General features: G+C 59.5%; 24 protein-coding genes. 12 read left to right on the top strand and 12 right to left on the bottom strand.

Features of this window, described 5'->3' with window-relative positions; genetic code table 11:
• Window positions 1–43: 43 nt before the first annotated feature.
• From spy to INF58_RS05095, 6 genes are all read right to left on the bottom strand, one after another.
• Complete coding sequence (gene spy, locus INF58_RS05120; RefSeq protein WP_193527156.1) at window positions 44–538, bottom strand: ATP-independent periplasmic protein-refolding chaperone Spy; 495 nt, start codon at window positions 536–538, stop codon at window positions 44–46.
• A 337-nt stretch (window positions 539–875) separates the two neighbouring features.
• Window positions 876–1,841: a succinylglutamate desuccinylase gene (astE, locus tag INF58_RS05115; protein WP_193527155.1), complete on the bottom strand. Its 966-nt coding sequence runs from the start codon at window positions 1,839–1,841 to the stop codon at window positions 876–878.
• 9 nt (window positions 1,842–1,850) lie between these two features.
• On the bottom strand, window positions 1,851–3,176 hold the full coding sequence (gene astB, locus INF58_RS05110; protein WP_107535164.1) for an N-succinylarginine dihydrolase: 1,326 nt from the start codon (window positions 3,174–3,176) through the stop codon (window positions 1,851–1,853).
• Window positions 3,163–4,650, bottom strand: a complete 1,488-nt coding sequence (astD, locus tag INF58_RS05105; RefSeq protein ID WP_193527154.1) for a succinylglutamate-semialdehyde dehydrogenase — start codon at window positions 4,648–4,650, stop codon at window positions 3,163–3,165. The genes astB and astD overlap by 14 nt, the downstream gene beginning before the upstream one ends.
• Window positions 4,647–5,681: an arginine N-succinyltransferase gene (gene astA / locus INF58_RS05100; RefSeq protein WP_193527153.1), complete on the bottom strand. Its 1,035-nt coding sequence runs from the start codon at window positions 5,679–5,681 to the stop codon at window positions 4,647–4,649. Before astA ends, astD begins: the two co-directional genes overlap by 4 nt.
• On the bottom strand, window positions 5,678–6,898 hold the full coding sequence (locus tag INF58_RS05095; protein ID WP_063866448.1) for an aspartate aminotransferase family protein: 1,221 nt from the start codon (window positions 6,896–6,898) through the stop codon (window positions 5,678–5,680). Before INF58_RS05095 ends, astA begins: the two co-directional genes overlap by 4 nt.
• Before the next feature lie 433 nt (window positions 6,899–7,331).
• Between INF58_RS05095 and xthA the strand changes: the two genes are divergently transcribed.
• From xthA to INF58_RS05065, 6 genes are all read left to right on the top strand, one after another.
• The gene (gene xthA / locus INF58_RS05090; protein WP_193527152.1) at window positions 7,332–8,138 is read left to right on the top strand and encodes an exodeoxyribonuclease III; all 807 of its coding nucleotides are present in this window, start codon (window positions 7,332–7,334) and stop codon (window positions 8,136–8,138) included.
• Between the two features lie 6 nt (window positions 8,139–8,144).
• A complete protein-coding gene (locus INF58_RS05085; protein ID WP_193527151.1) occupies window positions 8,145–8,828 on the top strand; it encodes a TVP38/TMEM64 family protein in 684 nt (227 codons plus the stop codon).
• 15 nt (window positions 8,829–8,843) lie between these two features.
• A complete protein-coding gene (locus tag INF58_RS05080; protein ID WP_193527265.1) occupies window positions 8,844–10,004 on the top strand; it encodes an ABC transporter substrate-binding protein in 1,161 nt (386 codons plus the stop codon).
• Complete coding sequence (locus tag INF58_RS05075; RefSeq protein ID WP_193527150.1) at window positions 9,977–11,506, top strand: ABC transporter permease subunit; 1,530 nt, start codon at window positions 9,977–9,979, stop codon at window positions 11,504–11,506. Before INF58_RS05080 ends, INF58_RS05075 begins: the two co-directional genes overlap by 28 nt.
• The gene (locus INF58_RS05070; RefSeq protein WP_063866444.1) at window positions 11,506–12,126 is read left to right on the top strand and encodes an ATP-binding cassette domain-containing protein; all 621 of its coding nucleotides are present in this window, start codon (window positions 11,506–11,508) and stop codon (window positions 12,124–12,126) included. The genes INF58_RS05075 and INF58_RS05070 overlap by 1 nt, the downstream gene beginning before the upstream one ends.
• A 73-nt stretch (window positions 12,127–12,199) precedes the next feature.
• Window positions 12,200–13,507, top strand: coding sequence for a sulfurtransferase (locus tag INF58_RS05065; RefSeq protein WP_193527149.1), 1,308 nt, complete (start codon window positions 12,200–12,202; stop codon window positions 13,505–13,507).
• Here INF58_RS05065 and INF58_RS05060 read toward each other — a convergent pair.
• Together INF58_RS05060 and INF58_RS05055 are read right to left on the bottom strand one after the other, a co-directional pair.
• Window positions 13,504–14,121, bottom strand: a complete 618-nt coding sequence (locus tag INF58_RS05060; RefSeq protein WP_193527148.1) for a CDP-alcohol phosphatidyltransferase family protein — start codon at window positions 14,119–14,121, stop codon at window positions 13,504–13,506. The two genes, INF58_RS05065 and INF58_RS05060, sit on opposite strands and share 4 nt — an antisense overlap.
• A complete protein-coding gene (locus INF58_RS05055) occupies window positions 14,111–14,683 on the bottom strand; it encodes a carboxymuconolactone decarboxylase family protein (protein ID WP_063866442.1) in 573 nt (190 codons plus the stop codon). Before INF58_RS05055 ends, INF58_RS05060 begins: the two co-directional genes overlap by 11 nt.
• 75 nt (window positions 14,684–14,758) lie before the next feature.
• Here INF58_RS05055 and INF58_RS05050 point away from each other — a divergent pair, with 75 nt between their 5' ends.
• Window positions 14,759–15,175: a pyrimidine (deoxy)nucleoside triphosphate diphosphatase gene (locus tag INF58_RS05050; RefSeq protein ID WP_305038697.1), complete on the top strand. Its 417-nt coding sequence runs from the start codon at window positions 14,759–14,761 to the stop codon at window positions 15,173–15,175.
• Here INF58_RS05050 and INF58_RS05045 read toward each other — a convergent pair.
• On the bottom strand, window positions 15,135–15,407 hold the full coding sequence (locus INF58_RS05045; protein ID WP_193527147.1) for a YnjH family protein: 273 nt from the start codon (window positions 15,405–15,407) through the stop codon (window positions 15,135–15,137). The two genes, INF58_RS05050 and INF58_RS05045, sit on opposite strands and share 41 nt — an antisense overlap.
• A gap of 225 nt (window positions 15,408–15,632) precedes the next feature.
• Between INF58_RS05045 and gdhA the strand changes: the two genes are divergently transcribed.
• Window positions 15,633–16,976: an NADP-specific glutamate dehydrogenase gene (gene gdhA, locus INF58_RS05040; protein WP_006809116.1), complete on the top strand. Its 1,344-nt coding sequence runs from the start codon at window positions 15,633–15,635 to the stop codon at window positions 16,974–16,976.
• Window positions 16,977–17,093: 117 nt separating this feature from the next.
• Here the strand turns inward: gdhA and INF58_RS05035 are convergent, their stop codons facing one another.
• The 3 genes from INF58_RS05035 to INF58_RS05025 all read right to left on the bottom strand — a co-directional run bounded on the left by INF58_RS05035 (window position 17,094) and on the right by INF58_RS05025 (window position 20,732).
• On the bottom strand, window positions 17,094–19,016 hold the full coding sequence (locus tag INF58_RS05035) for a DNA topoisomerase III (protein WP_193527146.1): 1,923 nt from the start codon (window positions 19,014–19,016) through the stop codon (window positions 17,094–17,096).
• A gap of 4 nt (window positions 19,017–19,020) precedes the next feature.
• The gene (gene selD, locus INF58_RS05030) at window positions 19,021–20,064 is read right to left on the bottom strand and encodes a selenide, water dikinase SelD (RefSeq protein WP_063866437.1); all 1,044 of its coding nucleotides are present in this window, start codon (window positions 20,062–20,064) and stop codon (window positions 19,021–19,023) included.
• 116 nt (window positions 20,065–20,180) lie between these two features.
• The gene (locus tag INF58_RS05025; RefSeq protein WP_193527145.1) at window positions 20,181–20,732 is read right to left on the bottom strand and encodes an NAD(P)H nitroreductase; all 552 of its coding nucleotides are present in this window, start codon (window positions 20,730–20,732) and stop codon (window positions 20,181–20,183) included.
• 167 nt (window positions 20,733–20,899) lie between these two features.
• Between INF58_RS05025 and sppA the strand changes: the two genes are divergently transcribed.
• The 4 genes from sppA (at window position 20,900) to INF58_RS05005 (ending at window position 25,959) form a co-directional block, all read left to right on the top strand.
• Window positions 20,900–22,756 (top strand): signal peptide peptidase SppA, encoded by a 1,857-nt coding sequence (gene sppA / locus INF58_RS05020; protein ID WP_063866435.1) that lies wholly within the window; start codon window positions 20,900–20,902, stop codon window positions 22,754–22,756.
• Window positions 22,757–22,818: 62 nt separating this feature from the next.
• Window positions 22,819–23,835, top strand: a complete 1,017-nt coding sequence (ansA, locus tag INF58_RS05015) for an asparaginase (protein ID WP_032673734.1) — start codon at window positions 22,819–22,821, stop codon at window positions 23,833–23,835.
• 9 nt (window positions 23,836–23,844) lie between these two features.
• The gene (pncA, locus tag INF58_RS05010) at window positions 23,845–24,486 is read left to right on the top strand and encodes a bifunctional nicotinamidase/pyrazinamidase (RefSeq protein ID WP_107535154.1); all 642 of its coding nucleotides are present in this window, start codon (window positions 23,845–23,847) and stop codon (window positions 24,484–24,486) included.
• A gap of 216 nt (window positions 24,487–24,702) precedes the next feature.
• Window positions 24,703–25,959, top strand: coding sequence for a glycoside hydrolase family 18 protein (locus tag INF58_RS05005; protein WP_193527144.1), 1,257 nt, complete (start codon window positions 24,703–24,705; stop codon window positions 25,957–25,959).
• The last annotated feature ends 33 nt before the right edge of the window (window positions 25,960–25,992 follow it).

The following is a 25,992-nucleotide window of genomic DNA, read 5'->3' as shown; positions in this document are numbered from 1 at the left end:
CTTTTGTAGACAGGAGCCCGGCGGTCTTAAGAGAGTGAGCCGATTATTCGGCTGGTGCAGGCATTTTACCTTCCGGCGCTGCACGTTCTGTCAGACGCTTCTCAAAATTGGCATTAAACTGCTTTTTCTGTTCCGGCGTCAGAATGTTGTAAATCTTGTTCTGGGTTTCCATGTGGGCCAGCATGCGCGCTTTATGCTGCTCGGCCATTTTATCGATCTGCGCTTCTGCTTTTGCTTTATCGAAGCTGTCGCTGGCAATGATGTCATGCATCGCGCGGCGCTCTTCCAGCGGAGGACGCTTCATCTGGTCACGCTGGCTTTTTCTGATGTCGCGGATCTGCTGCTTCTGCGCGTCGGTCAGGTTCAGGTCTTTAAACATCATCATCTCATGATGCATACCCGGCTTGCCTTTATGATGCATCATCATTTTGCCTTCAGCCGGCGCGGCGGTAGTGGTCGCGGTATCTGCGGCGAACGCCATGCTGGTAGCGCCCAGAGTCAGGGTAGAGGCAACAAACAGTGCAGTTAATTTACGCATAATGTCTTTCCTTACTTTCAGTTATTCTTCGGCGCTTTGCCGTGTTGACGAGATTAACTTTACGGGGTTTATCGTCAATTAGTCAGAGCAACGGTAAAACAATGAAAGTATAAAAAACACGTTTTCGCCAATTATGGAGAAATTAAGGAAAAAGCGTGGAGAGATGAAACAAAAATATTCAACAGGATGATTTTAAAGAGATTATGGAGAAGTATAACGAAGTGCCGTTTAATAATAAAGCAATACTCCAGGAAAATTCCGCAAACTATACAAGAGCGCTTTTATCGCTAAGAAATTTATTCTTCACTTCCCCTCCGGTCTACGCGAGGGGAAACGATCAGGACATTTTTTCCAGCATCAAGCCGGCCCGCAAACCAAATGCGACCGACGGATTAGGGAATAAAACATATTCCGTGGCGTGCTGTACCGCATAGCGGGTCTCACCATCTTCCGCGAGCAGGACTCCCTGTCGAAACGGCGTAAAGTTCAGCGTATGGGGCGCCATATGAAGATGGAAAGCCTCGCTGCGGCGCGTGATCTGCTGCACGACCCGATAGCGCACGACGGGTTCACGGGCGTGTTCCGGCGCAACCCCTGCGAGCAACGCCCGCAGCGCCTGATGCGTAGGAGCAAAACGGGTCAGGTCGTTTTGCCCGAACGGCAGCGCTTTTCCCAGCTCCAGGGTGCAGGAAAGCGCGCCAAAACGCTCGCAGGTGAAATGGGTAAACGTGCCGCCCGGCGTCTGGTGGAAAACCAGCGCCTCCAGCCCGGCATCGCCAAGCCAGTCCAGAAACGCTTCATCCCAGGGCTGGTCTCGCTGCGGTAAAACGCCAAAACGCACATGATACGAGGCGCGAATGGCCGTATGCAGATCGAGGTGCCAGCGCGTTGCCCCCGCCCCGGCAAAAAACGTCGTCACCACCTCCTCCAGCCATTGCGCGCGCGTCGTTTCATCGCTCTCTGGAAATTGCGTCCAGCGCCCCCCAAACATGCGGTTGAGGTCGCTCACGAGATACCGTTTGTTTTGCGCCAGCGCAGGCGGATTTCCCAGCACCACCAGCAGACGGCAGTGCAGCGTGATCTCCTTGCGACAGAGCGCGTGCAGCAACAGATCGACAATCTCCACGGGTGCGGTTTCGTTTCCGTGAATGCCGGTGGAGAGCAGCAGCGACAGGTCATATTCCTCCAACGGCGTCAGCTCAAGCACGCCCGGTCCCAGCCATCGCCAGTGGAATGAGGAGCCTTCCCCCTCGTGCCGCTCCGGTATCTTTCCAGCCAGCGTCAGCGCCAGTAAGTTTTCCATATCGTCTCCTTAGCGCTGGAACGGATAAACCGATCCCAGTTGCAGGATGGTCGACAGGGCATCCAGCGCCTCGCGGCCTTCGCGCAGCAGCTGCGGATCAACCAGATCGGCCTGAACCAGACGGTCGCGATAGTAGCGATCCACCCAGTCGTTAAGGGTATTGAACAGGGTGTCGTTCATCATCACCGCCGGATTTACCGCCTGCATCTCCTCCGGCGTGAGTACCACGCGAAGGCGCAGGCATGCCGGTCCCCCGCCATTGGCCATACTTTCCCGCAGATCGAATACGCGGAGTTCATCAATCGGGTTATCCGCCTGCACCAGCTCGCTGAGATAGCGCCAGACGCCCTGATGATTGCGGGACTCCTGGGGCAGCACCAGCATCATGCTGCCGTCTTCCCGGCTCAACAGCTGGCTGTTGAAGAGGTAGGTTTCGACGGCATCCTGCACGCTTACCGCCTGCGTGGGCACCTGAATCGGCATAAATCCCGGCACGCGTTCACGCAGCGTGGCCAGCAGCTTTTCCTGATGGGCAAACGCCTGTTCGTGGCAAAACAGCACCTGGCGGTTCGAAACGGCAATCACGTCGTTATGAAACACGCCCTGGTCGATCACCTGCGGATTTTGCTGGGCGAAAATCACCTGAGAAGGATTCACCTGGTTCAGCCGCGCCACCGCCTGGCTCGCGGCCAAGGTTTGTCTCGCGGGATAACGAACCGGTGCGGCGTGGCCGCCCTCTTCTCGTCCGTAGATAAACAGCTGCAAACCCGGATCGCCATAGTCGCCGCCCAGACGGTTGTGGTTTGCCGCCCCTTCGTCGCCAAACATCGCAACCTGCGGCAGCGCCTGATGCACCTCGAAATGCGCCTCATGATTAAAAATGGCGCGCAGCACGCGCCCGGTGGTCTCCGCTTCGCTGGCGCGGTGGAATTTATTGTTCAGGTTAGCAACGGTGAGATGCACTTTGCCGTCCAGCGTATCCGCCGACGGCGCGACGGTGGCAGCATTCGCCACCCACATCGAAGAGGCTGAACTGGCCGCGGAAAGCAGCTGTGGCGTCTGCGTACCGGCTTTTTCCACTACCTGCTCATCCGTGCCGCTGAAGCCCAGCTGGCGCAGCACGGCCACGTTCGGGCGCTCCTGCGGCGGGATCACCGCCTGCGGGAAACCGGCATCGGACAGCGCCTTCATTTTCAGCAGCCCCTGCTTCGCCGCCAGTTTCGGGTTCGAGACCTGGAAGCGGTGCTTCGTCGAGGCTTCATTGCCGAACGACAGCCCGGCATAGTGGTGCGTCAGCCCCACCAGCCCGTCAAAGTTAACCTCACGCGCTTTCATGGGTATCACCCTCTGTAAAATCCAGCCCAGGATTCAGCGACTCCGGCAGCGTCAGCGCCGGGGTTTCCAGGCTTGCCATCGGCCACGCGCAGTAATCGGCGGCATACCAGGCGCTGGCGCGATGGTTGCCCGACGCTCCCACGCCACCAAACGGCGCGGTGCTCGCCGCGCCGGTCAGCGGTTTGTTCCAGTTCACGATCCCGGCGCGCGCTTCCAGCAGCAGCTGGTCGAATTTTTCGCGATGCGGCGATATCAGGCCGCTCGACAGGCCGTAGCGGGTGTTGTTGGCCATCGCGATCGCCGCATCAAAATCGTCATAGCGCCAGACGCACAGCAGCGGGCCAAAGACCTCTTCATCCGGCACAGGGTCAACACCGCTCATCTCAATAATGCCGGGCGTCAGTAACGAGGTGCCCGGCGCGACCTGTTTCGGCTCCAGCAGGGTTTTCGCCCCGCGCGTCACATGCTCCTGCCAGGCTTTCAGCACATTCTGCGCGGCCTGCTCGGAAATCAGCCCACCGATAAACGGCTGCGGCTCGGTATCCCACTGCGCGGGGGTCAGACGCGCGCTCACGTCCACCAGGCGCTTCAGGAACGCGTCGCCCTGCGGGCCGCGTTTCACCAGCAGACGACGGGCGCAGGTGCAGCGCTGCCCGGCGGTAATGAATGCCGACTGAATGGTCAGGTGGACCGCGGCGTCGATATCATCCGGATCTTCCACTATCAGCGGGTTATTGCCGCCCATCTCCAGCGCCAGAATTTTTTCCGGCTGCCCCGCCAGCTGGCGATGCAGCTGATAGCCTGTTCCGGCACTGCCGGTGAACAGCAGGCCGTCAATGTCGCTCAGCGCGCTCAGCGCCTGACCGGTTTCACGCCCGCCCTGCACCAGATTCAGCACGCCCGGCGGCAGCCCGGCCTGCTCCCACAGCTTCACCACCGCCTCGCCGGTTAACGGCGTAAGCTCGCTCGGCTTGAAGATGACGGTATTCCCCGCCAGCAGCGCGGGTACGATATGCCCGTTCGGCAGATGACCGGGGAAGTTATACGGGCCGAACACCGCCAGCACGCCGTGCGGACGGTGGCGCAGCGTGGCGGCACCGTCCGGCATATCGGTATGCTGCTCGCCGGTGCGGGCGTGGTACGCCTTCACCGATATACCGATTTTGTTGATCATCGCCGTGACTTCGGTTGCCGCTTCCCAGCGCGGTTTGCTGGTTTCGGACGCGATGATACGCGTCAGTTCGGCCTTGTTCGCCTCCAGCAATCCGGCAAATTTCTCAACCAGCGCCTGACGCTCGGAGAATGGCCGTTTCGCCCACGCCGGAAACGCGCGGCGAGCAGCCTGGCAGGCCTGTTCAACCTGCCCGGCGCTGGCGTCGTTCCCCTTCCAGAGCACCTCCAGGCCCACCGGATTGGTTTTGATCCGCGCCTCACCTTCGCCCGTTACCCAGTCACCGTTAATCCATTGAGTCATGCTGTTTTCTCCTCAGGGCAGAGTCGCACCAGGCGAACCGTATCGCCGGCGTTACATTTCAGGGCATCCAGCTGCGCAGGCGTCAGCACCAGACGCTCGCATGCCGGGTTGGTTCGCACCAGCATGGCGCGGAAGCTGGTGTAATTCTCGTTCGAGACAAGGCAGGCCGGCCATTCGCCTGGTGCGGGCTGGCCTTCCGAAACCTCGACCAGACGGCTTTTACGGATGGCGCGCACGCGGTCAATGTCGCACTCCAGCGTCGGGCCGCCGTCGAAGATGTCGACGTAGTTACGGTAGCGAAATCCCTCTTTCTCCAGCACCGCGCGGGCCGGGGCGGTTTGCGGATGGACTTCACCAATTACCGCCTGCGCTTCCGGCGTTAAGAAATGGGTATAGATAGGATGCTTCGGCATCAGCTCGGCGATAAACGCCTTCTGACCGGTGCCGCACAGGTAATCCGCCCGGCTGAACTCCATGGAGAAGAAGCGTTCACCCAGGCTCTCCCAGAACGGCGAGTAGCCCATCTCATCAATCACGCCGCGCATCTCGGCGACCACTTTTTCGTTGAAGCGGTCGCGAAAGGCGGCCATAAACATAAAGCGCGATTTGGAGAGCAGATAGCCGTTGCCCTCCTTGCGCCAGTCCGGATCGAGGAAAAGCGTGCAGAGCTCGCTGGCGCCGGTATGGTCATTACAGAGAAAGAGCGTCGGCAGCGCGTTGTAAACGTTCAGCTCTTTCGAGGCGTGGACCATCGTGCCGACGCGGTAGTTGTACCACGGATCGTTAAGCCCGACGGCCACTTCGATGGCGCAGATCCCCGCCACGGTTCCCGTGTCGGTCTCTTCCAGCACGAACACATAGCCCTGTTCGCTCTTTGGCAACGTCCCCTGCCAGGTTTGCAGGGCGCGCTCAATGCGCGCCGACAGCGTTTTTTCATCGGCAGGCAGCGAGGTCAGCCCGCCCCCTGTCTTACCGGCAAGCTGCATAAGCCCGGCGAGATCGCCGTGCGCAACGGGACGGATGACCATCATGATGACACCCCGGACTTCACCTGTTCGCAGGCCAGCGCAAAACGATCTAACCCGGTTCTGACCTCTTCCTCGCTGACGATCAGCGCAGGGGCAAACCGCACCACGTTGGCACCGGCAATCAGCACCATCACGCCCTGTTTTGCCGCTTCCTGTGAAATCAGCTTCGCTTTTCCGGCAAACTCAGGGGCAAGCTCACAGCCAATCAACAGCCCCAGACCGCGGATCTCTTTGAACAGCCCGGTTTGGTTATTGATGGCGGTCAGACGCTCAACAAACCACTGGTGACGCTGCTTCACGCCGTTAAGCACCTCAGGGGTATTGATGATATCCAGCACCTGCCCGGCGACAGCGGCTGCCAGCGGGTTACCGCCGTATGTGGTGCCATGGGTGCCCACGGTCATCACGCTGGCAAATGTATCGGTGGTCAGTATCGCTCCCACCGGGAAACCGCCGCCGAGCGCTTTGGCCGTCGACAGCACATCCGGCGTCACGCCATAGTGCATGTAGGCGTATAGCTCGCCCGTACGGCCCACGCCGGTCTGTACTTCGTCAAAAATCAGCACCGCATTGTGACGATCGCACAGCTCGCGCAGCCCTTGCAGGAACGCTTTCTGAGCGGGCATGACGCCGCCTTCACCCTGCATAGGCTCCACGATCACCGCACAGGTGTTATCGTCAATCAGCTCGCTGGCAGCGTGTAAATCGTTATAAGCGGCGTGACGGATATCCGGCGGCAGCGGCGCAAAATCCTGAGAATACGAGGGCTGACCGCCCGCACTGACGGTAAACAGCGTGCGGCCATGGAAGGCATTTTTGAAGGCGACAATGCCGCTCTTGTGCGCGCCGAATTTATCGTGCGCATATTTTCGCGCCAGCTTCAGCGCCGCTTCGTTCGCTTCCGCACCGGAGTTACAGAAAAAGACTTTTTCTGCGAAAGTGGCGTCGATCAGCTTTTTCGCCAGGCGCAGCGCCGGTTCGTTGGTGTACCCGTTACCGGTATGCCAGAATTTTGCCGCCTGGTCGTTCAGCGCCTGCCGCAGCGCCGGGTTTGCGTGGCCCAGCGCATTCACCGCAATACCACCCGCAAAGTCGATGTACTCCTTGCCCTGCTGATCCCACAGGCGAGAGCCTTCCCCACGTACCGGAATAAAAGCCGCCGGAGCGTATACCGGCATCATCCATTCATCGAAATTTTCACGCGTAACTGACAGAGACATAGCGACCTCATCCGGTAAATAAAAGGTTGTTTAAATGTTAAATAATTGAGTGTTTGCACTGTGAATGTAGATTGCAGCGTTCGTGCCAGCCAGCGATAAAAATGCATAAACGGGTTGTGGTAACAGAATATCAACGAGTTACAATATGGAATTATTCACTGTTGTTGCATAAATAGTGAATATTTTTACAGCAAGCGGCGCTTTGCCGCATGAAAACAAGAAAGAGTATGCAGAGACCAAATATAATTCTGGAATTGTGATCGCTCGCGAAATTTATTGGTCCTTTACGCCCTGTTTGAGGGCAACGCGCGTCGAAATGGTGCAAATATTGCACCGTTGGCATTATCTGTCGCAGTAATTGGGCGAAGCGGATAACAGACGACGTAAATTCTGCTACCATCCATGCACTATTCACCTTGCATTGGCAGCGACTATGAAATTTGTCTCTTTTAATATCAACGGCCTGCGTGCCCGCCCTCACCAGCTTGAAGCGATTGTTGAGCAACATCAGCCAGATGTGATCGGCTTGCAGGAGACAAAAGTTCACGACGATATGTTCCCGCTCGAAGAGGTAGCGAAGCTGGGCTATAACGTCTTTTACCACGGTCAGAAAGGCCACTACGGCGTTGCGCTGCTGACCAAAGCTACGCCGGTCTCGGTACGTCGTGGCTTCCCGGGGGACGGTGAAGAGGCGCAACGCCGCATCATTATGGCGGAAATTCCTTCCGCACTCGGCAACGTTACCGTCATCAACGGCTATTTCCCGCAGGGTGAAAGCCGCGATCATGAAACCAAATTCCCGGCTAAAGCGAAGTTTTATCAGGATCTGCAAAACTACCTGGCAACCGAACTCAAAAAAGAGAATCCAGTGCTGATCATGGGCGACATGAACATCAGCCCGACGGATCTGGATATCGGCATCGGCGAAGAGAACCGCAAGCGCTGGCTGCGCACCGGCAAATGCTCTTTCCTGCCGGAGGAGCGCGAGTGGATGGAGCGCCTGCTCGGCTGGGGACTGGTGGATACCTTCCGTCATGCCAACCCACAGACTCAGGACCGCTTCTCGTGGTTTGACTACCGCTCGAAAGGCTTCGATGACAACCGTGGCCTGCGAATCGATCTGCTGCTGGCAAGCGCCCCGCTGGCCGAGCGCTGCATTGAAACCGGTATCGACTATGATATCCGCAGCATGGAAAAGCCGTCCGACCATGCGCCGGTATGGGCAACATTCAAGCTGTAATCCTCAGTGAACAGTAAAAAAATCACTCTCCTGTGCGCCCTTCTGGGCGCATTTGTTTTGATCGTTGTTTTGCTTCCTCCGGGCGTCCTCTCCCTCGACGCGTTAAAAATGCACCAGCAAACGTTGCTCAATCGTGTGGAGCAGGCGCCCCTTCAGAGCGCGCTGCTCTATTTTGCGGTTTACGTTCTGGTCTCCGCGCTGTCGATACCCGGGGCCGCGCTTCTGACGCTGCTCGGCGGGGCGCTTTTCAGCCTGTGGGAGGCGACGCTTTTGGTCTCATTTGCCTCGACGTTCGGCGCCACGCTTGCCATGCTCGTCAGCCGTTATCTGCTGCGGGACTGGGTGCAACGGCGCTTTGCTGCACAGATGAACACGATCGATGCGGGAATGGATCGCGACGGCGCGCGCTACCTTTTTGCCCTGCGCCTGATGCCGTTGTTTCCATTCTTTCTGGTCAATCTGCTGATGGGCCTTACCCGACTTAAGGTGCGTCACTACTGGTGGGTGAGCCAGCTTGCCATGCTGCCTGCCACCGTCATCTACCTGAACGCCGGGCGCGAACTGGGGAAACTCACCTCGCTGCACGATATTCTGTCGCCGGGATTGCTGTTCGCCTTTACACTACTGGGGTTATTACCGCTGGCTACGCGCCGGCTGTTTTCCCGATACATCCCTTCGATTAAAAAGTGAGGCATTATGCGCCGGGTGCGTTTTTGCGCGTTTCTGACGGGTCTGCTGCTGGCAACGCCCGTTTTTGCAGCCCAGAGCTGGCAATCCATTCAACAGCAGGCCAGCGGGCAGACCGTCTGGTTTAACGCCTGGGGCGGCGATGAGGCCGTTAATCGCTACCTCGACTGGGTGAGCGGCGAAGTGAAAACGCACTACGCCATCAACCTGAAGATCGTTCACCTGGCCGATGCCGCCGACGCGGTGAAGCGGATCCAGACGGAACAGGCCGCAGGACGCAGCCGTAACGGGTCGGTGGATCTGCTCTGGGTGAACGGTGAAAACTTCCGCACGCTGAAAGAGGCGAACCTGCTGCTCACCGGCTGGGCGCAAACCCTGCCCAACTGGCGTTATGTCGATACCCGCAAGCCGGTGACGGAAGATTTTGCCCTTCCTACCGAGGGCGCAGAATCCCCCTGGGGCGGCGCGCAGCTAACCTTTATTGCCCGGAAATCGAGCATGCCGACGCCACCGGCAGATCCCCGCGCGCTGCTGGTTTACGCTCAGCAACACCCCGGCAAGGTGAGCTATCCGCGTCCTCCTGATTTTACCGGCACCGCGTTTCTTGAGCAGCTACTGCTGGCGTTGACCGCCCATCCGGAGGCGTTGAAAAAGGCGCCGGATAATACCTTTGCGCAGGTTACCGCGCCGCTGTGGCGCTATCTTGATACGCTGCATCCCCTGCTGTGGCGTGAAGGGAACGATTTTCCTCCCTCGCCTGCGCGCATGGATATGCTGCTGGCCAGCGGCAGCCTGAACCTGTCGCTGACGTTTAATCCGGCCCACGCGCAGCAAAAGGTGGCGAGCGGTGAACTGCCTGCCGACAGCTACAGCTTCGGCTTTAGCCAGGGCATGATTGGTAACGTGCATTTTGTCGCTATCCCGGCAAATGCGAGCGCGAGCGCGGGCGCAAAAGTGGTGGCGAATTTCCTGCTGTCACCCCAGGCGCAGATCCGCAAAGCCGATCCTGCCGTCTGGGGTGACCCGAGCGTGCTGGACGGCGGAAAACTGCCTGCGACAGCGGCAAAACAGCTTCGCGCCTTTACCCCTTCGGACACCCCAGATGTGCTTCCCGAACCGCACGCCGCCTGGGTGAACGCCCTGGAGCAGGAATGGCTTCGCCGCTACGGAACCCGCTAAGCGGGCTGGTGTGGGTAGCAATGGCGGTGATCTATCTGCCGCTGCTTCCCGCCAGCGGCATGCTGCTGGCTCCGGCGTTCTCTTTCGCCAACTGGGCGGCGCTGTTCGCCGACCCACAGCTGCCGCAGGCGCTGGCCGCCACGCTGGTGTCAGCGCTGATCGCGACGCTGGGTTCGCTGATTATCGCCCTGAGCCTCCTTGCGCTTCTCTGGCCCGGTGAAGGCTGGCAACGCCTGAGCGCCCGCCTGCCGTGGCTGTTAGCCGTGCCGCACGTCGCCTTCGCCACCAGTGCGCTGCTGCTGTTTGCGGAAGGCGGTCAGTTTTACCGGCTCTGTACATTCTGCTCGCCGCAGCTGGACCGCTACGGTATCGGGCTTGGCCTGACGCTGGCGGTCAAAGAGAGTGCGTTCGTTCTGTGGGCGATCTACGCCGCGCTGCCTGAAAAGCGCCTCGCCCAGCAGAAAATCGTGCTGCATACCTTCGGCTACGGGCGGATGCAGGCGCTCGGCTGGCTCATTCTTCCGGCCATCGCCCCGGCGCTGGGCGCCGTGATGCTGGCGGTGCTGGCCTGGTCGCTTTCCGCGGTGGATGTGGCCATTGTGCTCGGGCCGGGCAACCCGCCGACGATGGCGGTACTGGCCTGGCAGTGGCTCACCCAGGGCGATGCGCAGCAGCACACCAAGGGAACGCTGCTGTGTCTGGTGTTACTCCTGCTGCTTGCCGCGCTGGCGGCCGCAGGTTACGGCCTCTGGACGGCATGGCGGCGCGCCGGGCCGGACACCTCCGGGATCCGTCGTCCTTCGCATTTCGTGCTGCCCGCACGTACGCTGGGCGCGCTACTGCCGCTGTGCGGCGTGCTCTGCGCGCTTGTCCTGCTGTTGCTGGCACGCCGGGACGACGTCGGCCCCGTCAGCGACAGCCTTTCGTTGGGACTGCTGTCGAGCCTGATAGCGCTGGCAATCATCCTGCTCTGGCTTGAGTGGGGGCCGCCGCGCGGCGCGGTGTGGATCTGGCTGCCGCTTGCCCTCCCGGCGCTGCCGCTCGTATCCGGGCAGTATGCCGTTGCGCTGTGGCTGGGCATCGACGGCGAGTACGCTGCGGTGCTCTGGAGCCATATGCTCTGGGTCATCCCGTGGATGCTTCTGGTGCTGCAACCGGCCTGGCGCAGGATCGATCCCCGTCTGATCCTGACCGCCAGAACGCTGGGCTGGCGACGGGCGAAAATTTTCTGGCGCGTAAAATGCCCATTGATGGTTCGCCCGGCGCTGCTGGCCTTTGCAGCCGGCTTTTCCGTGAGCATAGCCCAGTACATGCCTACCCTCTGGCTGGGGGCGGGCCGTCTCACCACCCTGACGACGGAGGCCGTCGCCCTCAGCAGCGGCGGCAGCGTGCCCGTCCTGGCTAACCGGGCGCTGGGTCTGCTGCTGTTGACCAGCAGCGTCTTTGCCCTTGCCGCGCTGCTCTCCCGCCTCGTAGGCCATTACAGACAAGGATTACGTTGATGCTGAACGTGAAAAATCTCACCATTTCGCCGCTCTTTCATGAGGTTAACTTCCGCGTCCCGGCGGGCGAAATCGTCACGCTGATGGGGCCATCCGGGAGCGGGAAATCGACCCTTTTCGCCTGGATGGTGGGCGCGTTATCCGCTGATTTTAAGGCGCACGGCGAGCTGTGGCTGAACGATCGTCGCTGCGATCTGCTTCCCGTGGAAACGCGCGGGATCGGCATTCTCTTTCAGGATGCCCTGCTGTTTGACGCCTTCAGCGTGGGGCAAAACCTGATGCTGGCGCTGCCGGCACACGTTGCCGGGCGCGCCCGGCGCGAGGCGGTCGAGCAGGCCCTGGACACTGCCGGGCTGGCAAACCACTACGCCAGCGATCCGGCTACCCTTTCCGGCGGCGAGCGCGCCCGGGTGAGCCTGTTGCGCGCCCTCCTCGCTCAGCCGCAGGCATTGCTGCTCGACGAGCCGTTCAGTCGTCTGGATAAAGCGCTGCGCGCCTCATTCCGCGCATGGGTATTTGAGATCGCTCGTCAGCGCAGGATCCCGGTGGTGCTGGTCACCCACGATGAGGAAGATATTCCGCCCGGCGGGGAGGTGATTGAGATTTCTCGCTGGCAATAATGTGCTAACGCAATGTTTTTGGCCTCAGGAGCGACGACAATGCCATCCTCTTTTAATGACGTCAGGTTTTTCGATGAAACGTGTTTCTCAACTGACCGCGCTGGCCCTGATCTGCGGCCTCGCTTCACTTTCCTCCACGGCGGCTGATCTGCCCCACTCCCTCACCCTGGCCCAGCTACAGGCTAAGAACGGCGCGGTAATCGATACGCGTATCAGTGCGTTCTATAACGGCTGGCCACAGACCCTGAGCGGAACGTCCGGGCACGAGCCCGCCGCGCTTAATCTCTCTGCCCGCTGGCTTGGGGCAATGAGCGATGAACAGCTCAGCGGCTGGGCAAAACAGCACCGGCTGACGGCAGACGTGCCGGTTGCGCTCTATGGCAACGATGACGACAACCAGACCGTCAAAACGCGGCTGGAAAAAGCAGGCTTTACCCGCGTTTCCATCCTGAGCGACGCCCTGCAACAGGCTGACCGTCTGCAACGGCTGGCGCATTTCGAACAGCTGGTTTATCCGCAGTGGATCCACCGGTTGCAGCAGGGTAAACCGGTTACCGCCGCGCCGGCGGGCGACTGGAAGGTGATTGAGGCTGGCTGGGGTGCGCCGAAGCTTTATCTCCTGAGCCACATTCCCGGCGCGGGCTACATTGACACCAACGAAGTGGAAAGCGAGCCGCTGTGGAATAAGGTCTCTGACGAGAAGCTGAAAGCGATGCTGGCGAAGCACGGGATCCGTCACGATACCACCGTCATTCTGTACGGTCGCGACGTGTATGCCGCCGCGCGCGTGGCGCAGATCATGCTCTACGCGGGCGTGAAGGATGTGCGTATTCTGGACGGCGGCTGGAAGGCATGGTCAGACGCCAGCCTGCCCGTTGAGCGCGGAACGCCTGAGAACGTGAAGCCAGCCCCTGATTTTGGCGCGCCGATCCCGGGTCAACCCCAGCTGATGGTGGATATGGAACAGGCCCGGGGAATGCTGCACCGTCAGGATGCATCCCTGGTAAGCATTCGTTCCTGGCCGGAGTTTATCGGTGAAACCAGCGGCTACAGCTATATCAAGCCAAAAGGTGACATTGCCGGCGCGCGCTGGGGCCATGCGGGCAGCGACGCGACCCACATGGAAGATTTCCACAATCCGGACGGCACCATGCGCAGCGCCGATGATATCGCCGCCATGTGGAAGGCGTGGAATATCCTGCCGGAGCAGCACGTCGCGTTTTACTGCGGCACCGGCTGGCGCGCGTCTGAAGCCTTCATGTACGCCCGCGCCATGGGCTGGAAGCACGTGGCCGTCTACGACGGCGGGTGGTACGAATGGAGCAATCATCCGCAGAACCCGGTCTCCACCGGCGCGCGCGGCCCGGAGCGAACACGCTAGCGGGGGAGTGACTTCAGCGTCACGTAACCGCTCCAGATGCGCGTTGTGGTGGTCAGCCAGCACAACGCGCCAAACGCCCATGCAAAAAGCGTGAAGTGTGCCGGAAACAGGCAGCACAGCACAAACAGCGCGATGGTCTCCGTCCCTTCCGTTAACCCTCCGAGATAATAAAACGACTTGTGCGCGTAGCCGGGGTTCTCGATATCATGTTTCCCCGCCAGCGCGGCAAAGGCCAGAAAGCTGCTGCCCGTACCGATAAACGCGAACAGCAGCCAGGCGGCGGCAATCGCATTTTCAGCCGGTGCGGCCAGCGCGAAGCCAAACGGCACCAGGGCATAAAACAGGAAGTCGAGGGCGATATCAAGAAACCCTCCCGCATCCGTCAGGCCACGGCGACGCGCCAGCGCGCCGTCCAGCCCGTCCAGCAGCCTGTTCAGCACAATGGCGACCAGCGCCGCCGGATACCAGCCCAGCGCCAGAAACGGTAACGCCAGCACGCCGATGGCAAACCCGGCGAGCGTCAACCCGTCAGGCGTGATAAACGGTTTATCCAGCGCGGCAGCCAGCTGATTCAGCCCGGGCTTCAGCCGGGGGTGCAGATGTTTATCCAGCATGCGGTTTACCTTTAAACGTGGCGCACAGCCCCTGCGCCGGAATATCCAGTGCGGCATTAAAGCGGGCGGAAAGGTTCTGAAAAGCAATCAGGGCCGTCATTTCGGTGATGGTCTCTTCCGTAAAGTGGCGCTTTAGCTGGCTTTTGATATTTTCATCCACCCGAGGCGGCGTGGCGGTGACCGCCTCCGCAAAGGCCAGCGCCGCGCGCTCCTCTTCGCTGAACAGGGTGGAATGGTGCCAGTCGCTGACGGCCTGCACTTTATCCAGCGCCCCGCTCCGCTCGGCCAGACGCAGGCTGTTGGCATCGATACAAAATGCGCAGTGGCAGATCTGCGAAACCCGCGTCATCAGCAGCGAACGCAGCACCGGCGTCAAACGCGCCCGGCGGCGCTCCAGATAGCCAACAAACAGCGCCACCAGCCAGAAAAGCCGCGGCATGCGCCCCCACCAGCGGGTAGGGTTAAGCACCGCACCGAAGTGTTTTTTCTGCATCGCGGCAATGGGCTTGAGGCTGACGGGAAGGGATTCAATGGGGGCAACCCAGGCGGATGTCTCTTTCACCTGTTTCTCCTGATGACTGGACTCTTTGAAAGGGCACGATAATATGTCGTTTTTCGCTATTAATTATTGACGAACATGCTGAAAACACTCGATGTTGTTGCGGCCATCCTTGAAAAAGAGGGCAAGATTTTACTGGCACAGCGCCCTGCCTATGCGGATCAGCCAGGAATGTGGGAATTTGCGGGCGGCAAGGTTGAAGCCGGTGAGACCCAGCCCCAAGCGCTGATCCGCGAACTGCGTGAAGAGCTCGGCATTGAGGCCGTGCCCGCGCAGTATGTGGCAAGCCACCGGCGGGAAGTGTCGCAGCGGCTGATCCACCTCCACGCCTGGCACGTGCCGGAATTTAGCGGCGAGTTAAAGGCGCACTACCACTCGGCGCTGGTGTGGTGCACGCCAGAAGACGCTTTCAGCTATGAGTTAGCGCCGGCGGATATTCCGCTGCTGGAAGCGTTTATTCTTTTACGCGACGCCAGACCAGCGGGTTCGTATTGAGGGTGCGTTCATCGCGCTGGCACTGCAACAGTACGCCATCCGCCCTGACCACCGCCCCTTCTGAATAGTTTTGATCCTGATAAATACAGCACTGACTGCACGGCTGCGCGCGCTGGCCGCCGGCGCTAAAGACCTCTGGCGGCACGTTCACTTCAACATCCGGTCGTAGGCGGTCAGCCTGCGCCCCGGTGGAAAACATCAAGCACAACGCGGCCATTGCGTAACGGTTCATAGACTTTCTTTCCTTTGCATCGTTTATATCTATAACGGTAGATCGCGACGGGATCTTTAATTTATCTCGTCATCGCTTTTGGTTATGACGCGCGCCTCGTCATTAATTTCCCTTTCGGCCTAAATTTCTGCTTGCCTCTCAAAGCGGTGCGGGTGGTATAGTCAAAAAAACAACACATAACATCTACGCCACGCGCATAAATTATTATAAGAGGTTCTTATATCTATGGATCAGACACGCTCTCTGGAAAGCTTCCTTGCCCACGTTCAGCAGCGCGACCCGCACCAAAGCGAGTTCGCCCAGGCCGTTCGTGAAGTGATGACCACCCTGTGGCCCTTCCTTGAAGAAAACCCGCGCTACCGCCAGATGGCGCTGCTTGAACGTCTGGTGGAGCCGGAGCGCGTGATCCAGTTCCGCGTGGCATGGGTGGACGATCGCAATCAGGTGCAGGTCAACCGCGCGTGGCGCGTGCAGTTTAACTCCGCCATTGGGCCTTTTAAGGGCGGGATGCGCTTCCATCCGTCCGTGAACCTGTCGATCCTGAAATTCCTCGGCTTCGAGCAGACCTTTAAAAACGCGCTCACTACCCTGCCGATGGGCGGTGGCAAAGGCGGGAGTGATTTCGATCCAAAAGGCAAAAGCGAAGGCGAAGTGATGCGCTTCTGTCAGGCGCTGGTTACTGAGCTCTATCGTCACCTTGGGCCAGATACCGACGTCCCTGCCGGCGATATTGGCGTGGGCGGACGTGAAGTGGGCTTTATGGCCGGGATGATGAAAAAACTCTCCAACAACAGCGCCTGCGTCTTTACCGGCAAAGGGCTGTCGTTTGGCGGCAGCCTGATTCGCCCCGAAGCGACGGGTTACGGTCTGGTCTATTTCACCGAAGCGATGCTTAAGCGTCACGGCCTGAGCTTCGAGGGGATGCGCGTGGCGGTCTCCGGCTCCGGCAACGTGGCGCAGTACGCTATCGAGAAAGCGATGGCATTTGGCGCGCGCGTGGTAACCGCATCCGACTCCAGCGGTACGGTGGTAGATGAAGCCGGCTTTACGGCAGAAAAACTGGCGCGCCTGTGCGAAATCAAAGCCAGCCGCGACGGGCGCGTGGCGGACTATGCCCGCGAGTTTGGCCTGACCTACCTGGAAGGCAAGCAGCCGTGGGGCGTGCCGGTGGATATCGCCCTGCCGTGCGCGACGCAAAACGAGCTGGACGTGGACGCCGCCCGTACGCTGATTAGCAACGGCGTGAAGGCGGTAGCGGAAGGGGCAAACATGCCCACCACCATTGAAGCGACCGATCTGTTCCTCGAAGCAGGCGTGCTGTTTGCTCCGGGCAAGGCGGCGAACGCGGGCGGCGTGGCAACGTCCGGCCTGGAAATGGCGCAAAACGCCGCGAGAATGGGCTGGAAGGCAGAGAAAGTGGATGCCCGTCTGCACCACATTATGCTGGATATTCACCATGCCTGCGTGGAGTACGGCGGCGAGGCGTCACAGACCAACTACGTGCGCGGCGCCAACATCGCCGGGTTCGTGAAGGTGGCAGATGCGATGATCGGGCAGGGTGTGATTTAACGTTTCGCTGCGATCTCGCCCTGTAGGCCCGGTGAGCGTCAGCGCCACCGGGCTTTTTTTCAGGGCCGCAGAGCCGCTTTTCGCCGGGTGACGGCTACGCCTTACCCGGCCTACGGTTTAAGCAGCTGTATTTTTGGCCGCGCTCTTTTTCTTTTTGAACGGTTTCTTCGCCCCGCCGCCGGGTGCAACCATCCCTCTGAAGCGCTTCACCGGCGTGCTGCGCGCCTGGTCAATCAGCTGGTAAAGCGTGCCCACCAGCGGCTGCATAAAGTCCTGGTAACGACACTGCTTTTCGCTGATTTGCGTCAGCACCGACTCCCAGTGCGCCGTCATATCCGGCCTTGCGGCCAGCTCCGGCAGGGAGTGGATGAGCACCCGCCCCGGCTCCGTTGAGTGGATATAGCGCCCTTTTTTCTCCAGAAAACCGCGCTTGAACAGCAATTCGATGATCCCCGCTCGGGTTGCCTCCGTGCCCAGACCGTCGGTGGCGCGCAGGATCTTCTTCAGATCTTTATCCTGCACAAAACGGGCGATCCCGGTCATCGCCGAAAGCAGCGTGGCGTCGGTGAAGTGGCGCGGCGGCTGGGTCTGACGTTCAACCACTTCGCCCTTCTCGCACAGCAGTTCGTCACCTTTCGCCACCACCGGCAGCGGCGTGCCGTCATTCTCCTCGTCGCGCTCTTTGTTGCCGAGCAGCGTGCGCCAGCCCGCTTCAGCGAGGAAACGCGCTTTCGCAATAAATTTGCCTTTGGCAATCTCCAGCTCGATCGTGCACTTGCGGAACACCGCGTCCGGGCAGAACTGCATCAGGTACTGACGCGCGATCAGGTTATAGACCTTTGCTTCGTTGTCGCTAAGGTTGACGCTGCTGGCGCGCGCCGTCGGGATAATCGCGTGGTGGGCATCGACTTTTTTATCGTCCCAGCAGCGGTTATGGGTATCCGGGTTAACCGCAGGCTGAGGCAGCAGATCCGGGGCATGAACGCCAATGGCGTTCATCACCGAATGGCGGCCAGCGAAGTGCTCTTCCGGCAGATAGCGGCTGTCCGAACGCGGATAGGTGATCAGCTTGTGGGTCTCGTAAAGCTTCTGGCAGATATCGAGCACGTTCTGCGCGCTCAGGCCAAACTTTTTCGCGGCCTCAATCTGCAATGCCGAAAGGGAAAACGGCAGCGGTGCAGGCTCTGATTCCCGTTTATCATTATAGCTGGTGACGATTGCGGGCTGGCCGGTTATGCGGTTGACCACGTGCTCCGCCAGCGGACGATGCAGCAGCCGCCCCTCTTCGTCCTGATACGACTCACAGGCGTCGCTCGGCTGCCAGACGGCGGTAAAGCGCTCGTCTTTCGGCGTGACGATATGCGCTTTGACTTCAAAGAAATCCTTGGCGACGAAATTTTCGATCTCTTCGTCACGACGCACCACCAGCCCCAGCACCGGGGTTTGCACGCGGCCCACGGAGAGCACGCCCTGATAGCCCGCATTGCGTCCGAGGATGGTGTAGGCGCGGGTCATGTTGATCCCGTACAGCCAGTCCGCGCGGGCACGGGCCAGCGCGGAGACACACAGGGGGATAAATTCGCTGTTGGCGCGCAGGCGCGAAATCGCGCGCTCCACCGCCTGCGGGTTGAGGTCGTTAATCAGGCAGCGCTGCACCTGCTGACGCTTTTCCGGCGCCAGCTCCAGGTAGTCCAGCACTTCGTCTACCAGCAGCTGCCCTTCCCTGTCCGGGTCACCCGCATGCACCACCTCCGTCGCCTCATGCAGGAAGCGCTTGATGACGTTAAGCTGTTTGGTGACGGAAGGACGAGGTTGCAGACGCCACTTTTCCGGCACGATCGGCAGATCGTTGAGATTCCAGCGGGCATAGCGGCTGTCGTAAACGTCCGGCTGCGCCTGTTCAAGCAGGTGACCGATACACCAGGTGACCACCTGCCCGTTACCGCATTCGATAAAGCCGTCGCCTTTGCGATGCGGCTTAGGCAGCACGTCGGCAATGGCACGGGCCAGGCTCGGCTTTTCGGCAATAAACAACCGCATAGAATTAACGGATCTCAATCATCGGGCGGCCACCGCGGGCGGTCACCAGCTCGCCAATGGCCGTCAGGGTGATGCCAAACTCGGCGGCCGTCGCCTGAACGTCAGCTTCCGCTTCCGGCGTCACCGCCAGCAGCAGGCCGCCGGAGGTTTGCGGATCGCACAGCAGGTTGCGCCACGCTTCCGGCATTTCGCCCATCAGGTGGCCGTAGCTGGCGAAGTTGCGCTGCGTCCCGCCCGGAACGGCGCCCTGAGCAATGTACTCTTCCACGCCCGGCAGCTTCGGCACGTCCTGATACCAGACCTGCGCCTGCACGCCCGCCCCCTGACACACTTCTGAGAGGTGCCCCAGCAGGCCAAAACCGGTCACGTCGGTCATTGCCTTCACGCCGTCAATACTGGCGAAAGCCGCACCCGCGAGGTTCATCTGGCACATGACCTCCGTCGCAAGCCCGACGTGTTCAGGCTTAAGCAGCGATTTTTTCTCTGCGGTCGTCAGTACACCAATACCCAGCGGCTTGGTGAGGAACAGCTTGCAGCCCGCCTGCGCGGTGCTGTTGCGCTTCACGCGTTCGGTCGGCACCACGCCGGTCACGGCCAGGCCGAAGATCGGCTCCGGCGCATCAATGGAGTGGCCGCCAGCCAGCGCAATTCCCGCCTGCTGGCAGGCGAAGCGCCCGCCTTCGATCACGTCACGGGCAATCTCTGGCGCAAGGGTATTGACGGGCCAGCCCAGAATGGCGATCGCCATAATCGGCTTGCCGCCCATCGCAAAGATATCGCTGATGGCGTTGGTGGCCGCAATGCGCCCAAAGTCGAACGGGTTGTCGACGATCGGCATAAAGAAATCAGTGGTGCTGATAATGCTGGTGCCGTTACCTAAGTCATAAACCGCTGCATCGTCACGCGTTTCGTTACCGACAAGCAGGTTCGGGTCGACAAACTTCGCCTGTTCACTGTGCAGAATGGTCTCCAGCACTTTCGGGGAAATTTTACAACCGCAACCGGCTCCGTGGCTGTACTGCGTTAAACGAATGGTTTGCTCGCTCATGGACGTCTCCTGTCATCTCAATCGCGCTATGGTAGCGCTCATTCCATAAAGAGGTAAGTATGACTGTCTGAATTCTGCGGCGGATGCTCAGAATCCAGACAGTTTAGCGCGTGTGGTTAAAAACGGCTGACGAAAGGCGTGGTGTCCGGCACGCTAATGGTGCTGGAGGCTTTAAGCTGAGGAGTGCCGAGGTAGAGGAAGCCGACAATCTTATCGTGTTCACCGCAGGAGAAGCCTTCCCGCACGGCGGCGCTCCCGGTCAGCGGGCCGGTACGCCAGATGCCGTTAAAGCCCTGCGCGAGGGCGGCCATCTGCATTGCCATTACCGCGCAACCGGCGGACATCTCCTGCTCCCAGACCGGCACCTTATGGTCAGACTGGCATTTTGCCACGACGGCAATAATCATCGGGGCGCGGAACGGCGCGGTGCGGGCTTTATCAATCCCCTTCTCATCCTGGCCTGCGGCAATAGCACCCTGCTCCAGAAGCTGGCTGAAGCGGTCACGCCCTTCGCCTTCAATAATAAAGAAGTGCCAGGGCTGCAATGTGCCATGGTCCGGCGCACGCATTCCGGCACGCAGAATGTTTTCCAGCTGCTCGCCGACGGGTGCCGGTTCGGCCAGGCGGGAAGCGCTACGACGGTTAACAAGCAGTTCAAGTGCGTCCATTGGTTAACTCCTTTCGTGAAATTTACTCACAAAATTAACACGACAGCAGAATTTGTTACAGCGCGGCAGGCGATTCCTGCTGACAAGTGGCGGTTGGGTCATTACGATAACCGCACATTACCGTCCCGTGGCGACGGAAACAGTCCTTTTCTGGTTAGGGAGAATACATGCGAACCCTTTGGCGAATCTTTGCCGGTTTCTTTAAATGGACGTGGCGACTGCTCAACTTCGTCCGCAACCTGGTGATGAATATCTTCTTCATCTTCCTGGTCCTGGTCTGCGTGGGGATCTGGATGCATATCAGCAGCACCAGCCAGGCGCAGAATTCGACGCGCGGCGCGCTGCTGCTTGACATCACCGGGGTGATTGTCGATAAGCCGTCTACCAGCAACCGTCTGGGCGTGATTGGCCGCCAGCTTTTTGGCGCAACGTCAGACCGTCTTCAGGAAAACTCCCTGTTTGATATCGTTGACATCATCCGTCAGGCCAAAGACGACCGTAACATCACGGGTATCGTGCTGGACCTGAAAGATTTTGCCGGGGCCGATCAGCCGTCAATGCAGTACATCGGTAAAGCGCTGCGCGAATTCCGCGACAGCGGGAAGCCGGTCATTGCCGTTGGCGACAGTTACACCCAGGGGCAATATTATCTGGCGAGCTTTGCCAATAAAATCTGGCTTTCGCCGCAGGGCACAGTCGATCTTCATGGCTTCGCCACTAACGGTCTGTACTATAAAACGCTGCTCGACAAGCTGAAGGTCACCACCCACGTCTTCCGCGTCGGGACCTATAAATCCGCCGTGGAGCCGTTCATCCGCGATGATATGTCCCCTGCGGCCCGTGAAGCGGACAGCCGCTGGATTGGCGAGCTGTGGCAGAACTACCTCGGCACCATTGCCGCTAACCGTCAAATGACCGCTGAGCAGGTCTTCCCGGGCGCGCGCGGCGTACTGGACGGACTGCGCAAGGTAGACGGCGATACGGCGAAATACGCGCTTGATAACAAACTGGTCGATCGGCTGGGCTCCAGCGCTGAAATTGAAAAAGCGCTGACCAAACAGTTCGGCTGGAGTAAAGAGGACAAAAACTACAGCGCCATCAGCATGTATGACTACGCCGCGAAAAAACCGGACGACAGCGGCGACAGCGTTGCCGTGGTGTTTGCCAACGGCGCCATTATGGACGGTGAGGAAACCCCGGGTAACGTCGGCGGTGATACCACCGCGTCGCAGATCCGCGATGCTCGCCTGGATCCGAAAGTGAAAGCCATTGTTCTGCGCGTCAACAGCCCAGGCGGCAGCGTCAGCGCCTCCGAGGTGATCCGCGCTGAGCTGGCCGCCGCGCGCGCCGCGGGCAAGCCGGTCGTCGTATCCATGGGCGGCATGGCGGCTTCCGGGGGTTACTGGATCTCCACGCCGGCTAACTACATCGTGGCGAACCCAAGCACGCTGACGGGTTCAATCGGCATCTTCGGGGTGATCAACACCGTAGAGAACAGCCTGGATTATCTCGGCGTTCATACCGACGGCGTTTCCACCTCGCCGCTGGCGGATGTGTCCGTGACGAAATCTCTGCCGCCTGAGGTGTCTGAGATGATGCAGCTCAGCATTGAGAGTGGCTATAAGCGCTTCATCACGCTGGTGGCGGATTCCCGTAAAAAGACGCCAGACCAGATTGACCAGATCGCCCAGGGCCACGTCTGGACCGGCCAGGATGCGAAGAGCAACGGTCTGGTAGACAGCCTGGGTGACTTCGATGACGCCGTGAAGAAAGCGGCGGAACTGGCGAAGCTTAAGCAGTGGCACGTGGACTATTATCAGGACGAACCGACGTTCTTCGATATGGTTATGGACAGCATGTCCGGCTCCGTCCGCGCCATGCTGCCGGAAGCGCTTCAGGCGTATCTGCCGGCGCCGGTGGCGACTGCGGCTAAAGCCATGAAAGCGGAGAGCGATAAGCTCGCGGCCTTCAACGATCCGCAAAGCCGTTACGCGTTTTGCCTGACGTGTGCGAACGTGCGTTAAAAACCGTCCCCTCTTCCGGTGAAGAGGGGATTTTTTCTTTTGAAGAACAAGAACTCACTACCATGCAGAAGAAATCAATTTATGTCGCCTATACCGGCGGTACCATCGGTATGCAGCGTTCAGAAAATGGCTATATCCCGGTTTCCGGTCACTTGCAGCGCCAGCTGGCGCTGATGCCCGAATTCCACCGTCCGGAAATGCCGGACTTCACCATCCACGAGTATGAGCCGCTGATGGACTCTTCGGACATGACGCCGGAAGACTGGCAGCATATCGCGGACGATATTAAAGCCCATTACGACCAGTATGACGGCTTCGTGATCCTGCACGGCACCGACACCATGGCGTTCACCGCCTCAGCGCTCTCCTTCATGCTTGAGAACCTGAGCAAGCCCGTCATCGTGACCGGCTCGCAGATCCCGCTGGCGGAACTGCGTTCGGACGGGCAGATCAACCTGCTTAACTCCCTGTACGTGGCCGCTAATTACCCGATCAACGAAGTGTCGCTGTTCTTCAACAACCGGCTGTACCGCGGGAACCGTACCACTAAAGCGCACGCCGATGGCTTTGACGCGTTTGCCTCGCCTAACCTGCAACCGCTGCTGGAAGCGGGGATCCATATCCGCCGTCTGGGCACGCCGCCTGCGCCAAACACCGCTGGCGAGCTGATTGTTCACCCGATTACCCCGCAGCCGATTGGCGTGGTGACGATTTATCCTGGCATCTCCGCCGACGTGGTGCGCAACTTCCTGCGCCAGCCGGTGAAGGCGCTGATCCTGCGCTCCTATGGTGTGGGTAACGCCCCGCAGAACGGTGAGTTCCTGAAAGAGCTTCAGGAGGCGAGCGATCGCGGGATTGTGGTGGTCAACCTCACCCAGTGCATGTCCGGCAAGGTCAACATGGGCGGCTACGCCACCGGTAATGCCCTGGCGCACGCGGGCGTGATCAGCGGATTCGATATGACCGTTGAGGCAACGCTGACTAAACTTCACTATTTACTGAGTCAGGATCTGGATATTGATTCCATTCGCCGCGCCATGATGCAAAACCTGCGCGGCGAACTGACGCCGGACGAATAAGGAGTTCCCATGAAGCAACGCGCCCTGTTACTGGTCGATTTGCAAAATGATTTCTGTGCGGGCGGCGCGCTGGCCGTCGCGGAAGGCGACAGCACCGTAGACGTCGCCAATTCGCTGATTGCGTGGTGTAAGGCTCGCGGTGAAGCGGTCGTGGCGAGTCAGGACTGGCATCCGGCAAACCACGGCAGCTTTGCCAGCCAGCACAACGTTGAGCCTTATAGCCAGGGCGAGCTGGACGGGCTGGCGCAAACCTTCTGGCCCGATCACTGCGTACAGCAGACGGAAGGCGCCGAGCTGCATCCGCTGCTGAACCAGAAGGCGATCGACGCCGTGTTTCACAAGGGCGAAAACCCGACAATCGACAGCTACAGCGCTTTTTTCGATAACGGCCACCGCCAGAAAACGGCGCTGGACGCGTGGTTACGCCATCATGAGATCACCGAGCTGATTGTGCTGGGTCTGGCAACGGATTACTGCGTGAAGTTTACGGTGCTGGACGCGCTCCAGTTGGGCTATACCGTGAATGTCATCACCGACGGCTGTCGTGGGGTGAATATTCAGCCGCAGGACAGCGCCCAGGCGTTTATGGATATGGCGGCGGAAGGCGCAACGCTGTATACGCTGGCCGACTGGCTGGAGACGCAGGCGTAAGCTTTTTTAGCCGGGTGGCGGCTTCGCCTTACCCGGCCTACTTTCTCTGGTTTTGTAGGCCGGGTAAGCGCAGCGCCACCCGGCATTTCTCCCCCAATCTCCATAAAGTGAACTCCCTCGCATCACAGGCGAAGCGGCAATGCTATCCTCTTCAGGCTGTTTTTTCGCCACGCCTTTTTCTGTGGCGTGGTTATTTTTAGTCAAAGAGGATCTTATATGAAACGTTTGCCCTTGCTGGCAGCATTACCCTTGCTTTGCGCGTCGGTTGCTTACGCCGCGCCCCTGATGTCCGTGGGCTACTTCAATGGCGGTGGCGATGTGACCGCCGGACCGGGTGGCGATATCAATAAACTCGACGTTCGCCAGATCACCCACCTGAACTACTCGTTTGGTCTGGTCTACAACAACGAGAAAGACGAAACCAACGCCGCGCTGAAAGATCCGGCGAAGCTGCATCAAATCTGGTTATCCCCGAAAGTGGCGTCCGACCTGGCGTTAATTCCTCAGCTTCGTAAACAAAACCCGAACCTGAAAGTCCTGCTGTCCGTGGGCGGCTGGGGAGCGCGCGGTTTTTCTGGCGCAGCGGCAACCCAGGAGAGCCGCGCGGTGTTTATTCGCTCCGCGCAGGAGATCGTCAATAAATACGGCCTGGACGGGATCGATCTCGACTGGGAATTCCCGGTCAACGGCGCGTGGGGGCTGGTCGAAAGTAACCCTGCCGACAGGGATAATTTTACCGCGCTGTTAAAAGAGCTGCGTGACGCGTTTGGTCAGAAGAAGCTGGTCACGATTGCGGTGGGCGCGAATGCGGAAAGTCCGAAAAGCTGGGTGGACGTGAAGGCCATTGCCCCCCTGCTCGACTACATCAACCTGATGACCTATGACATGGCGTACGGGACGCAGTATTTCAACGCCAATCTGTATGACTCCAGCGCCTGGCCAACGGTGGCCGAGGCCGATAGATACAGCGTCGATTTTGTGGTCAATAACTACCTGGCCGCCGGGCTTAAGCCGCAGCAGATGAACCTCGGGATCGGTTTTTACGGTCGCGTACCGAAGCGCGCCGTTGAACCGGGCATCGACTGGAGCAAACCGGACGCGCAAAACAATCCGGTGACCCAATCCTACTTCGGTCCGCAGGAAATTGGCCTGTTTAAATCGCTTGGCTACGATCTGACCAAAGATACCTATGTGAAATACAATGATATCGTTAGCAAGCTGTTGAACGATCCGCAGAAACGCTTTATCGAGCACTGGGACGATCGGGCGAAGGTGCCGTGGCTGTCGGTAAAATCCGCCGACGGGAAGGCGCTGTTTGCGATCTCCTATGAGAACCCGCGTTCCGTGGCGATCAAAGCGGATTACATCAAGGAGAAAGGACTCGCAGGCGCCATGTTCTGGGAGTATGGCGCGGATGACAACAACCAGTTAGCGAAGCAGCTGGCGGAGTCGCTCGGGATCCCGCATAAGTAGTACGACATCAAGCCCTCTCCCTGTGGGTGAGGG

The sequence above is a fragment of the Enterobacter cloacae complex sp. P24RS genome, assembly GCF_014982165.1.
Taxonomy (GTDB): Bacteria; Pseudomonadota; Gammaproteobacteria; order Enterobacterales; family Enterobacteriaceae; genus Enterobacter; species Enterobacter quasihormaechei.
Note: the sequence above shows the minus strand (reverse complement) of the source record. Positions and strands in the feature narration are given on the sequence as shown.